The sequence below is a fragment of the Streptomyces sp. CBMA123 genome (assembly GCF_014596465.1).
Taxonomy (GTDB): Bacteria; Actinomycetota; Actinomycetes; order Streptomycetales; family Streptomycetaceae; genus Kitasatospora.
On record NZ_MECK01000611.1, the window covers coordinates 24,238 to 40,818 of the forward strand.

A 16,581-nucleotide genomic window follows, 5' to 3' on the forward strand; every position below is an offset into this window, starting at 1 on the left:
CTACTGCTCCTCAGCGTTTCGGGACTCGCCCGATCGGATGACCTCGGTCCTGCGGTGCGCATCGTCCAGAAGGCTGAACAGTTCGTCGTCGCTGGCCTCGTCGACACCGGCCGCGGAGCCGGTGCGTTTGGCGGTCCAGGCCGCGAGAAGTGCTTCGAGGCGGGCCGCGACGGTCTCGTAGTCGGCGTCGGCGGCTGCCGCGTCCAGGGTGGACTTGAGCTGGTCGAGTTCGGCGAGCAGAGGGTCGGGTTCGGTGCCGTGCAGCCGTGTGTGCAGGAAGGCGGCGAGGCGGGCTGGTGTCGGGTGGTCGAAGACGAGCGTGGCGGGCAGGCGCAGGCCGGTGTCCGCGTCGAGCTGGTTGCGCAGTTCCACGGCGGTGAGCGAGTCGAACCCGATGTCGGTGAACGCCTGGTCGGGGTTGACCGCCTCCGGTGACGAGTGCCCCAGAACGAGGGCGACCTGGCCCACGACGAGTTGCAGCACGTCGGCCGGCGTCCGCACGCGGTCGGCGGCCTGCCTGCGCCGGGGCCGTACCAGCTCCCGCAGCAGGGCGGGCGGGTCGCCGGCGCGGCGCAGCGCCGGCAGGTCGAACCTGACGGGGGCGAGGGTGGGGGTGCCCGCGGTCAGCGCGGCATCGAACAGGGCCAGCGCGTCCGTCGTCGGCAGCGGCCGTACGCCGGCCCTGGCCAGGCGGTGCCGGTCGGTGGCGGTCAGACCTCCGGTCATGCCGCTGGCCTCCGCCCAGTAGCCCCAGGCGAGCGACACGGCCGGCTGTCCCTGGGCGTGCCGGTGTGCGGCGAGGCCGTCGAGGTACGCGTTCGCCGCCGCGTAGTTCGCCTGGCCCGCGCCGCCCAGCACACCGGCCGCCGACGAGAACAGCACGAACGCCTCCAGGTCCGAGGTCAGTTCGTGGAGGTGCCGCGCCGCGAGGGCCTTCGGCTCCCACACGCGCGCGAACTGCTGCGGGGTGAGGGATTCCACGACGGTGTCGGCCAGCGTGCCCGCGGCGTGGATCACCGAGGTGACCGGGTGTTCGGCGAGCAGCCGCGCCACCGCCTCGCGGTCGGACACGTCGCACGCCACGATGTCGGCGGTAGCGCCCAGCGCGGCCAGGTCGGCGGTCAGCGCGGCCGCGCGCGGGGCGTCCGGGCCGCTCCGGCTGACCAGCAGCAGGTGCCGCACGCCGTGCCGTACGGCGAGGTGGCGGGCGATCGTGCCGCCCAGGGTGCCGGTGCCGCCGGTGACGAGCACCATGCCCTGGGGGCTGAGCAGCGAGGGCAGCGGCTCGGTCCGCACCCGTTCGAGGCGGGGGATGTGAACGGCGCCGGCGCGGATCGCGAGCTGGGGTTCGTCGCCGGCCAGCCGGACCTTGTCGCCGTCGGCACCGTCGACCAGCACGAACCGGCCGGGGTGCTCGGTGGCGGCCGACCGTACCAGGCCCCAGACGGCGGTGGCCTGCGGGTCGACGTCCTCGCCCGGCCGAACCGGCACGGCGTTGCGCGTGGCGACCACCATGCGCGGGGTGTCCGTGGTGAGGAAGTCCTGGATCACCCGCAGGGTCTCGACGGGCGATGTGGCGTGGTGGACCGGGATGTCCGGTTCGGCGGTCGCCGCTTCCAGGACCGGCCACGCCACCTGGTACGGCACGTCCTGGGTGGTGGCCCCGGCCGGCCGACGCAGGGTCAACGAGGCGATCTCGGCGACCGGCGCGCCCGACTGGTCGGCGAGGCCGATCGCGCAGGTGTCCCGGCCGGTCACGGTCAGCCGGACCCTGGCGTGCTCGGCGCCGCGCCACCAGGAGATCCCCGCGAAGGCGAACGGCATCTTCGCCCGGTCGTCGGCGACGGTCACGATCTGGATCGCGGCGTCGAGCAGGGCGGGGTGCAGGGCGAACCGGGTGTCGCCGGGGGGTGCGGCCACCTCCGCATAGAGGGTGTCACCGTCGCGCCAGGCCGCTCGCAGACCTTGGAAGGCCGTGCCGTAGGCAAATCCGGCGTCGGCCAGGTCGTCGTAGAAGGCGTCGAGGTCGACGGCTTCGGCGTGCGGCGGCCACTGCCGTGCCCAGGGCTCCCGCGGTGCGACGGGTACGGCGCCCAGAGTCCCGGTGGCGTGCCGTACCCACTCGCCGTCCGCGCGCGAGTGGATCGAGACGCTGCGCCGGCCCGCCCGGTCGGGGCCGACGGTCACGGACACCTGCACGCCGTCCGCGACCACCAGCGGTGTCTCCAACGTCAGGTCCTCGACCCCCGGGCAGCCGACGTGTTCGCCGGCCCGGAGCGCCAGGTCCACGAACGCCGCGGCGGGCAGCAGGGGCGAGCCCGAGATGACGTGTTCGGTGAGCCACGGCTGCGCGGCGGTGGCGAGTTGTCCCGTCAGCACCACGCCGTTGTCGTCGGGGAGTTCCATGACGTCCCGCAGCAGCGGGTGGTCGATCCGGCCGTCACCGGTCGGTGCCGGGGTGGTGGGTTGGAGCCAGTAGTGCTGGTGCTGGAACGCATACGAAGGCACCCGTCCACCCGACGCCCTCGCCGCCGCGGCCACGGGGGGCGTCCAGTCCACGGCACCATCCGCCCACAACCGCCCCAACCCCGCGAACAACCGCTCCACAGAATCACCACCACGCCGCATCAACCCGTTCCCCACCAGCAACGGATGCGGCCCCACCTCCACGAACCCCGTCACACCCCGGCCCGCCAGCCACTCCAGGGCATCAGCGAACCGCACCGGCTCCCGCACCTGCCGCACCCAGTACTCGGGCTCCCCCATATCCACCGGACGCCCCGCCACCGTGGACACCACCGGAATCACCGGCTCACCGAACGACAGACCCGCCGCCACCCGGCCCAACTCCCCCAACACCGGATCCATCCGCGCCGAATGAAACGCGTGACTCACCTCCAGCCGCCCCACCCGACGCCCACGGCCACGCCACACCTCACCCACCGCCACCACAGCCGCCTCGTCCCCCGACACCACCACCGCATCCACCCCGTTGACCGCCGCCACCTCAGCACCCGGCACCAGCGACCCCACCACCTCCTCCACCGACGCCCGAACCGACACCATCGCCCCACCACCCGCCAACCCCTGCATCAACCGGCCCCGCGCCCCCACCAACACACACGCGTCCTCCAGACCCAGAACCCCCGCCACATGAGCCGCCGCCACCTCACCCACCGAATGCCCCACCACGAAGTCCGGCCGCACACCCAACGACTCCACCAACCGGAACAACGCCACCTCCAACGCGAACACCCCCCGCTGCGTGAACGACGTCTCCCCCAACACCCCCTCCCCGTCCTCGAACAACACCCCCACCGGCAACCCCAACAACCCACACACCTCGTCCAACACCCGCGCGAACACCGGGAACACCCCGTACAAACCCCGCCCCATCCCCACCCACTGACCACCCTGACCGGAGAACACGAACGCCGACCCGCCCGAGCCCCGGGCCTCGCCGGTCACCAGCCCGGGATGCGCCTCCCCGCGCACCAGGGCCGCCAGTGCCTCCGGTCCGGTCACCATGGCCCGGTGGGCGAACCGGGTCCGCGAGGCGAGCGCGACGCCGATTCCGTCCGCGTCGGAGGCCTTGGCCGCGTACGCCTGCAGCCTGCGGGCCTGGGCCCGGAGCGCCTGCTCGGACTTGGCCGACAGCAGCCAGGGCACCGGGACGACGGCCGCCGGCGTGGGAGTGGCAGGGGACTCGGGCGACCTCTCCTCGGCCGGATCCACGGCCGGTGCCTCCAGAATCACGTGCGCGTTGGTGCCGCTGATGCCGAACGCCGACACGCCGGCGCGGCGGGGACGCCCCGTCTCCGGCCACGGCCGGGCCTCGGTGAGCAGCGAGACATGGCCCGCCGACCAGTCGACGTGCGAGGTCGGCGCGTCGACGTGCAGCGTCGGCGGCAACTGCCCGTGCCGCATCGCCATCACCATCTTGATCACACCCGCGACGCCGGCGGCGGCCTGGGTGTGGCCGATGTTCGACTTCACCGACCCCAGCCACAACGGCTCCACCCGGTCCCGGCCGTACGTCGCCAACAGCGCCTGTGCCTCGATCGGGTCACCGAGAGTAGTGCCGGTGCCATGCGCCTCCACCGCGTCCACCTCGGACGCCTCCAACCCGGCATTCGCCAACGCCTGCCGGATCACCCGCTCCTGCGACGGACCATTCGGCGCGGTCAGACCGTTGGACGCGCCGTCCTGGTTGACCGCACTTCCCGCGACCACCGCCAGCACCCGGTGGCCGTTACGGCGGGCATCCGACAACCGCTCCAGGAGCACGACACCCGCACCCTCACCCCACGCCGTACCATCAGCCGCCTCGGCGAACGCCTTCACCCGCCCATCGGCCGCAAGCCCCCGCTGCCGCGAGAACTCGACGAACCCCGCCGGCGTCGCCATCACCGTCACACCACCGGCCAGGGCGAGTGAGCACTCCCCCGAGCGCAGCGCCTGCGCCGCCAGGTGGATCGCCACCAGCGACGACGAGCACGCCGTGTCCACCGACACCGCCGGACCCTCCAGCCCCAGCAGATACGACACCCGCCCCGAGGTCACACTCGTCGCCGTGCCCGTCGAGAGGTAGCCCTCCAGGTCGGGCGGCTGTGCCCCGGCGCCGTAGCCCGAGGACCAGATGCCGGTGAAGACGCCCGTCTGACTGCCCCGCAACGACGTCGGATCGATCCCCGCGTCCTCGAAGGTCTCCCACACCGTCTCCAGCAACACCCGCTGCTGCGGATCCATCGCCAACGCCTCACGCGGCGAGATCCCGAAGAACGCCGCGTCGAAGCCACCCGCATCCCCCAGAAAACCACCCGACCGCGTATACGACGTCCCCGGACCGCCGGCCGGATCGTAGAGACGACCCACATCCCACCCACGGTCCGACGGGAACTCCCCCACCGCATCCGCCCCAGCCGCCACCAGATCCCACAACTCCTGCGCCGAGCCCACCCCACCCGGATACCGGGCCCCCAACCCCACCACCACCACCGGATCACCCGACACCGGCACCCCGACCGGCACGGGTGAGGCAGGGGCCTGGCGCCGGGCACCGACCAGGAGGCTCCGCAGGTGGCCGGCCAGCGCGTCGGGAGTCGGGTAGTCGAAGACCAGCGTCGCGGGCAGCCGTACCCCGGCGACCGCGGACAGCCGGTTGCGCAGTTCCACCGCGGTGAGCGAATCGAAGCCCAGGTCCTTGAAGGCCCGCTCGGCGCTGACGGCCGCGGTGTCGGTGTGGCCGAGGACCGCGGCCGTCTGGCCGGTGACCAGTTCCAGGACGCGGCTGTGCTGCTCGGTCTCGGGCAGGGCCGCCAGTTCCCTGCCCAGGCCCGGCCGGTCCGTGCGCCGGGCGGGCCTGGAACGGGTGAGGCGGCTGAGCAGGGGGCGGGTGGACGCCGCCGACAGGTCGAGGTGTGCGGGGACCAGCGCGGGATCGGCGGCGCCCAGGGCCAGGTCGAACAGTGCCAGCGCCTGGTCCGTGGGCATCGGCAGCACGCCGGCGCGGGCGAGGCGCGTGCGGTCGGTGTCGGTGAGGTGTCCGGTCAGCCCGCTGGCCTCGGCCCATTGTCCCCAGGCCAGCGACACGCCCGGCAGACCCAGGGCACGCCGGTGCACGGCGAGGGCGTCCAGGAAGGCGTTCGCGGCGGCATAGTTCGCCTGGCCCGGGCCGCCCAGCACACCGGCGGCGGACGAGAAGAGCACGAACGCGCTCAGGCCGAGGTCCTTCGTCAGCTCGTGCAGGTGCCAGGCGGCGTCGGCCTTGGGCCGCAGCACCTGGTCGATCCGGCCGGGCGTGAGGGATTCGACGACGCCGTCGTCGAGCACGCCGGCGGCGTGGACGACCGCGGTCAGCGGGTGCGCGGCCGGGATCGAGTCCAGTACGGCCGCCAGCGCGTCCCGGTCGGCCACGTCACAGGCCACCACCTCGGCGTCGAAGTCCACCTCCGCCGCGGTCCTGCTGAGCAGGAGCAGGTGCCGGATGCCGTGCCGGTCGCGCAGGTGCCGGGCGACGAGGCGGCCCAGTGTTCCGGTGCCTCCGGTGATCAGCACGGTGCCGTTCGGGTCGAGCGGGCCGGGTGCCGGGGCCGCTTCGGCCCGTACCAGGCGAGCGGCGTGGGCGGCGCCGTCGCGGACGACAAGCTGCGGTTCGTCCCCCGCGACGAGGACGCGGTCGTCGGTGTCGACGAGCACGAACCGGTCGGGGTGTTCCGCCTGGGCCGCGCGGACCAGGCCCCAGACGACGCTGGACGGCAGGTCGACGGGGTCCGGCCCGACCGCCCCGCGGGTCACGACGGCCAGCCGGCCGTCCCCGTCGCGCAGGAAGTCCTGGAGCACGCCCAGCGTTTCGGCGGCGACGGTGTGCGCGGCGGCCACGGGGTCTCCCGCCGGGGGCGTCACGTGGTGGACCGCCGGGGGTTCGCCGGTGCTCTCGACGGGCACCCAGTCGAGGCGGAAGAGCTGGTCGGCCCCGGCGCCCGGTATGCCCGGCGGCCGGTGGCGCACGGTCAGCGCGTCGATCACCGCCAGCGGCCCGGATTCGTCGGCGAGCGCGACCCGGAAGGTGTCGGGGCCGGTGGGTGTGAGGCGGACCCGGGCCGTGGAGCCGGCTTTCCGCATCGACACCCCGGCGAAGGAGAACGGCAGGCGGCCGGCCGCCAGCAGGGTCAGCGGCTGGAGTGCGGCGTCGAGCAGCGCAGGGTGGAGACCGAAGCGGTCGCGGGTGTCGGCGGGCAGCGCCACCTCGGCATAGAGCTCGTCGCCCTGCCGCCGGATCTCGCGAACGCCCGCGAACACCGGCCCGTACTCGTAGCCCTGGGCGGCGAGGGTGTCGTAGAAGTCGGTCAGGTCGACCGGCTCACCGGCCGGCTGCCAGGGCTCGCCGGTGTCGTACGGGTGGGGGCGGTCGCCGGTCGCGAGCATGCCGGTGGCGTGCCGCAGCCAGGTGCCGTCCGCCCGGGAGTGCACGGTGACGGGGCGCCGGCCCGTCCCGTCCGGTGCGCCGACGACGACCTGGACCGGCACGGAACCGTCGTCCGGCAGGATCATGGGGGCTTCCAGCACCAGTTCGTCCAGGACGTCGCAGCCGGCCTGCCGTCCGGCGTGCATGGCGAGTTCGACGAACACGGTGCCGGGCAGCAGCACGGAGCCCAGGACGACGTGGTCGGCCAGCCATGGCCGGGTAGCCGTCGAGAGCCGCCCCGTGAGCAGGACGCTCTGGTCCCCGGCCAGTTCGACGACGGCCCCGAGCAGCGGGTGCCCGGCCGATTCCAGTCCCGCCGCGGACACGTCGCCCTTCGCGGCGGCGGGGTTCAACCAGTACGGCCGGTGCTGGAAGGCGTACGTCGGCAGCGGGACATGGCGGGACTCGCCGGGGAAGACCGGCGTCCAGTCGACGGCCACGCCCTGCGTGTGCAGGCGCGCCAGGGCGAGGTGGAATTCCTGCCTGCCGCTGCCGCGGCGCAGCGTGCCGGTCACGACGCCGTCCATCACCGGCACCAGTACGGGGTGCGGGCTGACCTCCACGAACACGCCGTACCGGTCCTGCGTGAGGGCCTCGACGGCGAGGTCGAAGCGTACGGGTTCGCGGAGGTTGCGGTACCAGTAGCCGGCGTCGAGGGCGGAGGTGTCGACCGGCTCGCCGGTCACCGTCGAGTAGAACGGGATCACCGCCGGGTGCGGCGTGATGCCGGCCAGGTCGGTGAGCAGCTGCTCGCGGATCGCCTCGACCTGCACGGAGTGAGCGGCGTAGTCCACCGGCAGACGGCGGGCGCGGATGCCCTCGGCCTCACAGGCCGTCAGCAGTTCGTCCAGTGCGTCCAGATCACCCGACACGACGACCGAACCGGGGGCGTTGACCACCGCCACCGTCAGCCGACCGTCCCAGCGGGCCACGAACTCGTCGGCCCGCTCATGCCCGAGGCCGACCGACACCATCCCACCCTGGTCCGCCAGCGCGACCAGGGCCTTGCTGCGCAGGGCGACCGCCTTGGCGGCGTCCTCCAACGACAACGCCCCCGCCACATACGCCGCCGCGATCTCCCCCTGCGAATGCCCGACCACCGCATCAGGCTCCACACCATGCGCACGCCACAACTCCGCCAGCGCCACCATCACCGCGAACAGAGCGGGCTGCACCACATCCACCCGCTCCAGCGCACCACCACCGACCAGCACCTCCACCAACGACCAATCCGTGTACGGCGCCAACGCCGCATCACACGCATCGATCACCCCCCGGAACACCGGCTCCGACCCGTACAACTCCCCACCCATACCCACCCACTGCGCACCCTGCCCCGGAAACACGAACACCGACCGACCCAGCGAACCGGTCACACCCGTGATGACGCGGGGGTCTCCGTCGGCGAGGGCGGCCAGTTCCGCCATGAGGTCGGTCCGGGTGCTGCCCACCAGGGCCGCCCGGTGGGCGAGCATGGTGCGGGTGGTGGCGAGGGCCCGGCCGATCGCGGCCGGCCGGAGTTCGGGGTGGGCGGTGATGTGGTCCGCGAGCCGTAGGGCCTGGGCGCGGAGGGCGTCGTCCGTCTTGCCGGACAGCAGCCACACGGTGGGCTCCACGGAGTCGTCCGCGGCGGGTTGTTCGGGGGTTTCTTCCGGGAACTGTTCGATGACGACGTGGGCGTTGGTGCCGCTGGCCCCGAAGGCCGAGATGCCCGCGCGGCGGGGACGCCCCGTCTCCGGCCACGGCCGGGCCTCGGTCAGCAGCCGGATGTCACCGGTGTCCCAGTCGACATGCGGCGTGGGCTCCTGGACGTGCAGCGTCGGCGGCAGTTCGGCGTGGCGCATCGCCATCACCATCTTGATCACACCCGCCACACCCGCCGCCGCCTGGGTGTGGCCGATGTTCGACTTCACCGACCCCAGCCACAACGGCTCCACCCGGTCCCGGCCGTACGTCGCCAACAGCGCCTGCGCCTCGATGGGGTCACCGAGCGTGGTGCCGGTGCCGTGCGCCTCCACCGCGTCCACCTCGGACGCCTCCAAGCCGGCATTCGCCAACGCCTGCCGGATCACCCGCTCCTGCGACGGACCATTCGGCGCGGTCAGACCGTTGGACGCCCCGTCCTGGTTCACCGCCGAACCCCGCACTACCGCCAGCACCCGGTGACCGTTACGGCGGGCATCCGACAACCGCTCCAGCAGCACCAACCCCGCACCCTCACCCCACGCCGTACCGTCAGCCGTCGACGAGAAGGGCTTGCACCGGCCGTCAGGGGCCAGCGCACGCTGGCGGGAGAACTCCGTGAACTGCAGGGGGGTCACGCTCACGGTCACCCCGCCGGCCAGGGCGAGTGTGCACTCCCCCGAGCGCAGTGCCTGCGCGGCGAGGTGGATCGCCATCAGTGACGAGGAGCAGGCGGAGTCGACGGACACGGCCTGGCCCTGGAGGCCCAGCAGGTAGGAGACCCGGCCGGAGGTGATGCTCGGCGAGATGCCGGTGGCGAGGTAGCCCTCGGTGTCGGGCGGTGCCTGGTCGGGGCTGCCGACGTAGCCGGAGGACCAGATACCGGTGAAGACGCCCGTCTGGCTGCCCCGCAGCGACGTCGGATCGATCCCCGCGTCCTCGAAGGTCTCCCACGCGGTCTCCAGCAACACCCGCTGCTGCGGATCCATCGCCAACGCCTCACGCGGCGAGATCCCGAAGAAATCCGCATCGAACCCCGCCGCATCCACGAGAAAACCACCCGACCGCGTATACGACGTCCCCGGATGATCCGCATCCGGATGGAACAACCCCTCAACGTCCCACCCCCGATCACCCGGAAACCCCCCGATCGCATCCACCCCACCCGACACCAGACCCCACAACTCCTCCGGAGACCCCACCCCACCCGGCAACCGGCACCCCATGCCCACGATCACCACCGGATCAACCCCCACACCCACCCCGCCCACCGGCACCACCGACACCACACCCCGGCCCGCACCGGAGAGTTCGGCGGTGAGGTGGTCGGCGAGATCGGCGGGGGTGGGGTGGTCGAAGACGAGGGTCGCGGGCAGCCGCAGGCCGGTGGCGCCGGCGAGGCGGTTGCGCAGTTCGACGGAGGTCAGGGAATCGAAGCCGAGGTCGCGGAAGGCGAGTCCGGGGGTGATCGCGGCGGCGTCGGAGTGGCCGAGGACGGTGGCGGTGTGGGCGGCGACCAGGGACAGCAGGTCCGACGCGGGGGCCTTTGGCGTCGGCAGGGTCTGCGGCATCGAGAGGTCGGCCGTGGTCAGCGCGGGACGTCCGGCAGCCAGCGCGGTGTCGAACATGGCCAGGGCGCGTTCGATGCTGATGGGGCGGATGCCGTTGCGGGCGAGGCGTTGGCGGTCGGCCGCGGTGAGGTGGGCGGTCATGCCGCTCTCCTGCTCCCAGTAGCCCCAGGCCATCGACACGGCGGGCAGTCCGAGGGTCTGCCGGTGTGCGGCGAACGCGTCGAGGTAGGAGTTCGCGGCCGCGTAGCCGGCCTGGCCGGCGTTGCCGAGTACACCGGCGGCCGCGGAGAACAGCACGAAGGCGGCGAGGTGGTGCTCGCGGATCAGCTCGTGCAGGTGCCAGGCGCCGTCGACCTTGGGACGCAGCACCCGGTCGAGCTGCTCCGCGGTCAGCCGTTCCACAACGGTGTCGTCGAGCACGCCGGCCGCGTGGACGACGGCGGTGAGCGGGTGCGCGGCCGGGATCGAGTCCAGTACGGCCGCCAGCGCGTCCCGGTCCGCGACGTCACAGGCCACGACCCGCACGTCGACGTCCCCTTGCGGCTCCAGGTGCGGCACCGCACCGCCGCCGCGGCTGACGAGCAGCAGGTGCCGTACCCCGTAGCGGGACACCAGGTGCCGGGCGACGGCCTGGCCGAGGGTGCCGGTGCCGCCGGTGATCAGTACGGTGCCGTCGGGGTCGATCGGCTGCGGGACGGTGAGGACGATCTTGCCGGTGTGGCGGGCCTGGCTCATCAGCCGGAAGGAGGCGACGGCCTGGCGGAGGTCCGCGGCGGTGACCGGCAGCGGCTCCAGCGTCCCGTCGGCGACCAGCGCCACGACCCTGGAGAGGATGGCGCCCTGCCGCGCGGGGTCGACGTCGTTGAGGTCGAAGGCCCGGTAGATCAGGCCCTCGGGTGAGCGGACGTCCGTCTTGCCCAGCTCGACGAACCGTCCGCCGTCGGCGAGCAGCCGCAGGGAGGCGTCGGTGAGTTCTCCCGCGAGCGAGTTGAGGACGACGTCCATGGCCGGGAACCGGTCGGCGAACCGAGTGTCGCGGGACGAACCGATGTGGTCGTCCGCCAGTCCGAGGCGCCGCAGGGTGTCCCACTTGGCGGGGCTCGCGGTGGCGAAGACCTCCGCGCCGCTGTTCAGGGCCAACTGGACGGCGGCCATGCCCACACCGCCCGCGCCGGAGTGGACCAGGACCCGGTCGCCGGGGCGCAGTTCGCCGAGGTCGAACAGCCCGTACCAGGCGGTGGTGAACGCGATGGGCACCGACGCCGCCTCGGTGAAGCTCCAGCCGTCGGGGATCGCCGTCAGGAGCCGGTGGTCGGCGACCGCGCGCGGCCCGAAGGCGCCGGGCATCATTCCCAGGACGCGGTCGCCGGGCCGCCAGGCCGTGACGCCGGGGCCGACCTCGAGGACGGTGCCGGCCCCTTCGCCGCCCAGCGGGGGCCGGTCCGGGTACATGCCGAGGGTGATGAGCACGTCGCGGAAGTTCAGGCCGGCCGCGCGTACGGCGACCCGTACCTGTCCGGGTTCCAGCGCGGCCTCCTGCCAGGGCAGCAGGGCCAGGTCGTCCAGTTGCCCGGTGCCGGACTCGCTCAGCCGGTACGCACCGTCGGGGGCGGTCAGTTCCGGCGCGTACCTGGCCTGCCGCGGTACGAGGACGCCCTCCCGGCGCAGGGCCAGTTCGGGTTCGTCGCCGGCTGTCATGGCGGCCCGGACCGCGTCCTCCTCGGACGCGTCGCCCATGTCGACCAGGACGAACCGGCCGGGGTGCTCGGCGGCGGCGCTGCGGACCAGGCCGCGTACGGCCGCGCCGGCCACGCCGCGGGTCAGGACGGCCAGGCGTGCGGCCGCCCGCTCCGGCTGCTCGGCCAGGAAGTCCTGGACGAGCGCGCGGGCCCGCTGGACGAGGGCGTGCACGGAGTCCGCGTCGGCTTCCGCAGTGAGTACCGGGCTCGGCACCACCTCGGTCCGTGTGCTCGCGGTGAGGGGCACCCACTGGGTGTGCAGCACCGCGGCCCGCGCCTCGGCGGCCGGACGGACGGTCACCGCGGTGATGTCCGCGACCGGGTTACCGGACAGGTCGGTCAGTGTCGCGCGGTAGGTGCCGGTGCCCGTCCGGGCCAGGTGGACCCGGGCGGACGACACACCGGTGGTGTGCACGGCGACGCCGGAGAACGAGAACGGCAGCCGGACCCGGGTGTCGGGGCTGAGCAGGATCAGCGGCTGGAGTGCGGCGTCCAGGAGCGCGGGGTGGATGCCGAAGCGGGCGCCGTCGGGGACGGACACCTCGGCGTACAGTTCGTCCTCGCCCTGCCACAGCTCCCGCACGCCGCGGAACGCGGGTCCGTACTGGTATCCGAGTCCGGCGAGGAAGCCGTAGAACCCTTCGGGGTCCACGGGTTCGGCGTTCCTCGCGGGCCAGTCGAGGCGTCCGGCCGTCACCCGGCCGCCGAGAGTTCCGGACGCGTGGCGGACCCAGCCGTCGCCGCCCTTGGAGTGCACGGTGACCGGGCTGCGGCCGGCGTCGTCCGGGGCGCCGACCGAGACCTGGATCTCCGTCGGTGTGTCCGAGAGCGCGAGGGGCAGGTGCAGGACGAGGTCGTCAAGGGTCCCGCCGCCCAGGGTGGCGAGTTCGAGGAAGGCGGTGCCCGGCAGCAGGACCGTTCCGTCGACGGCGTGGTCGGCCAGCCAGGGGTGGGTGCGGGTGGAGACGCGGCCGCTGTGCACGGTGCTCCCGTCGGGCAGTTCGACCGTGGTGCCCGCCAGCGGGTGCCCGGTGCCGTGGTCGCCGGCCGCGGGGGTGAGCCAGTAGGTGCTGCGCTGGAAGGCGTAGCGCGGCAGCCTGACGCCGTGCGGGCGGTCGTGCGGCCAGGTCACGGCGACGCCCTGGACGTGGAGGCGGGCCAGGGCGGTGTGGAATTCCCCGATGGCGCCGTGGTCGCGGCGCAGGGTGCCGGTCGCCACGCCGTCCAGGTCCTGCACCAGCACCGGGTGCGGGCTGACTTCCACGAACACCTCGTGGCCGTCGGCGGTGAGCCGGACGGTGGCCAGGTCGAACCGTACGGGTTCGCGGAGGTTGCGGTACCAGTAGCCGGCGTCGAGGACGGAGGTGTCGACCGGTTCCGCGGTGACCGTGGAGTAGAAGGGGATCGCCGCGGACCGGGGCCGGATGTCCGCGAGGTCGGTCAGAAGCTGCTCGCGGATCGCCTCGACCTGCGCCGAGTGCGCCGCGTAGTCGACGGGGATGGCGCGGGCGCGGATGCCGTCCCTGGCGCAGGCTGCCAGCAGTTCGTCCAGGGCCCCGGGTTCGCCGGACACGACGACGGTCGAGGCGGAGTTGACCACCGCGACGGTGATCCGGTCGCCCCAGGGGCTCAGGTAGCCGGCGGCATCGTCCGCGGACAGCGCGACCGAGACCATGCCGCCGTGTCCGGCCAGGGCGACCAGGGCCTTGCTGCGCAGGGCGACCGCCTTGGCGGCGTCCTCCAACGACAACGCCCCCGCCACATACGCCGCCGCGATCTCCCCCTGCGAATGCCCGACCACCGCATCAGGCTCCACACCATGCGCACGCCACAACTCCGCCAGCGCCACCATCACCGCGAACAGAGCGGGCTGCACCACATCCACCCGCTCCAGCGCACCACCACCGACCAGCACCTCCACCAACGACCAATCCGTGTACGGCGCCAACGCCGCATCACACGCATCGATCACCCCCCGGAACACCGGCTCCGACCCGTACAACTCCCCACCCATCCCCACCCACTGCGCACCCTGCCCCGGAAACACGAACACCGACCGACCCAGCGAGCGGGCGTTCCCGGTGACCAGACCAGGCGCCGTGCCGCCCTCGGCCAGTGCCTCCAGGGCGGCGGCGGAGCCCACCACCACGGCCCGGTGCTCGAACACGGTGCGGGCAGCCAGAGCACCCCCGACCGCCGCCGGACTCACCTCGGGATGTACGGCGGTGAAGGCGACCAGCCGGCGCGCCTGCTCCCGCAACGCCGCCTCGGACCTGGCCGACAGCGGCCAGAGGACCTGGTCGTCCGCGCGGCCCCGGGGAGAGGGCGCGGCGGAGTCGGCCTGGGCGGGCTGTTCGAGGATGCTCTGCTCGATGATGACGTGGGCGTTGGTGCCGCTGATGCCGAACGCGGAGACGGCGGCACGGCGGGGGCGCCCGGTCCCGGGCCAGGCGACCGGTTCGGTGAGCAGGCGGACCGCGCCGGAGGCCCAGTCGACGTGCGGGGTGGGCGCGTCGACGTGCAGGGTCGGCGGCAACTGCCCGTGCCGCATCGCCATCACCATCTTGATCACACCCGCGACGCCGGCCGCCGCCTGGGTGTGGCCGATGTTCGACTTCACCGACCCCAGCCACAACGGCTCCACCCGGTCCTGACCGTAGGTCGCCAGGAGTGCCTGAGCCTCGATGGGGTCACCGAGCGTGGTCCCGGTGCCGTGCGCCTCCACCGCGTCCACCTCGGACGCCTCCAACCCGGCATTCGCCAACGCCTGCCGGATCACCCGCTCCTGCGACGGACCGTTCGGCGCGGTCAGGCCGTTGGACGCCCCGTCCTGGTTGGTGGCAGTGCCTCGGACGACCGCCAGCACCTCGTGGCCGTTGCGGCGGGCGTCGGACAGGCGTTCCAGCAGCAGCAGACCGGCGCCCTCGGCCCAGCCCGCCCCGTCGGCCGCGGCGGCGAAGGACTTGCTGCGGCCGTCGGGCGCGCTCGCCCCCTGCCGGGACATCTCGGTGAACAGCATGGGTGCCGCGTTGACGGTGACGCCGCCGACCAGGGCGAAGGAGCACTCTCCCGAGCGCAGCGCCTGAGCGGCCAGGTGCAGGGCCACCAGGGACGACGAGCAGCCGGTGTCCAGGGACAGTGCCGGGCCGAGCAGCCCCAGCTGGTACGCCAGCCGGCCGGACCCCACGCTCGACGCGGTACCGGTGACCTGGTAGCCCTCCAGGTCGTCGGGGACCGGCCCGGCGGCGTAGCCGGTGGACCAGATGCCGGTGAACACGCCGGTGGGTGTGCCCGCCAGCGTGGTCGGGTCGATACCGGCGTACTCGATGGTCTCCCACGCGGTCTCCAGCAGGATGCGCTGCTGCGGGTCCATGGCGAGCGCCTCGCGGGGCGATATCCCGAAGAACGCCGCGTCGAAGTCGCCGGCGGCGTCGAGGAAGCCGCCCTGGGACGTGCTCGACGTGCCGGGGCGGCTTCCCGTCGGGTCGTACAGGCGGTCGGTGTCCCATCCCCGGTCGGCCGGGAAGTCGCCGACCGCGTCCACGCCGTCCGCGACCAGCCGCCACAGGTCCTCGGGGGTACCGACACCTCCGGGGTAGCGGCAGCCCATGCCGATGATCGCGATCGGCTCGTCCGTCGCGGCCGGGGCCGGGGCCTGCGGCGCGTCCTGTTCGCCGGACTCGCCGGACAGGTGGGCGGCCAGCCGTGCCGGGGTGGGGTGGTCGAAGACGAGGGTGGCGGGCAGTCTCACCCCGAGCGCGGCGGCCAGGCGGTTGCGCAGTTCCACCGCGGTCAGTGAGTCGAAGCCCAGGTCCTTGAACGCGTGCCGGGGGTCGAGCCGCTCGGGGGTGGCGTGTCCCAGCACCCCGGCGACGTGGGTGGTGATCAGCTCCAGCAGGTCGGTGCCCTCGGCGGGGAGCACGGGTCGGAGGGCCTGCGGCCGGCTGTGGGCCTCGGGCAGGTCCCGGAGCAGCCGGCTCGGCCGCGCGTGGGTGTAGGCGCGGGCGAACTGTGCCCAGTCGGCCTCGGTGACGACCGCGAGGGCCTCGTCGTGGTCGAGGACGTCCTGGAGCGCGTCGAGTGCCCGGCCCGGGTCCAGTTCGCCGAGGCCGAGCAGGGTGCGCTGGCGCTGCACGGGCTCCAGGGCCGCCATGCCGCCTTCGGCCCAGATGCCCCACGCGACGGAGGTCGTGGCGCGGCCCTGGGCGCGGTGCTGTGCGGCCAGGGCGTCGAGGTAGGCGTTGCCGGCGGCGTAGGCCGCGCCGTGGCCGTCGCCCCACACGCCCGCGGTGGAGGAGAACAGGACGAAGGCGTCGAGGTCCGGCAGGAGTTCCGCCAGGTTCGCCGCCCCGGCGACCTTGGCCATGATGACCTCGGCGAACTCCGCCGGTGTCGTGTCGGCCAGCCTGGTCGCCCTGATCACGCCGGCGGTGTGGAAGACCGCGCGGATGTCGCGGACGCGCTCGACGAGGTCCCGCAGGGCGTCCCGGTCGGCCACGTCGCACGCCGCCACAGTCACCCGCGCCCCGGCTGCCTCCAGTTCGTCGCGCAGGCCGGCCGCGCCGGGTGCGTCGGGGCCGCGGCGGGCGGCCAGCACGATGTGCTCCGCGCCCTGCCGCGC

The 16,581-nt window shown here is 73.5% G+C and carries 1 protein-coding gene; it reads right to left on the bottom strand.

Annotated features, from left to right (window positions below):
• Window positions 1-16,581: type I polyketide synthase (locus BG452_RS39600; protein ID WP_188309185.1), on the bottom strand; the 16,581-nt coding region annotated here is incomplete at its 5' end.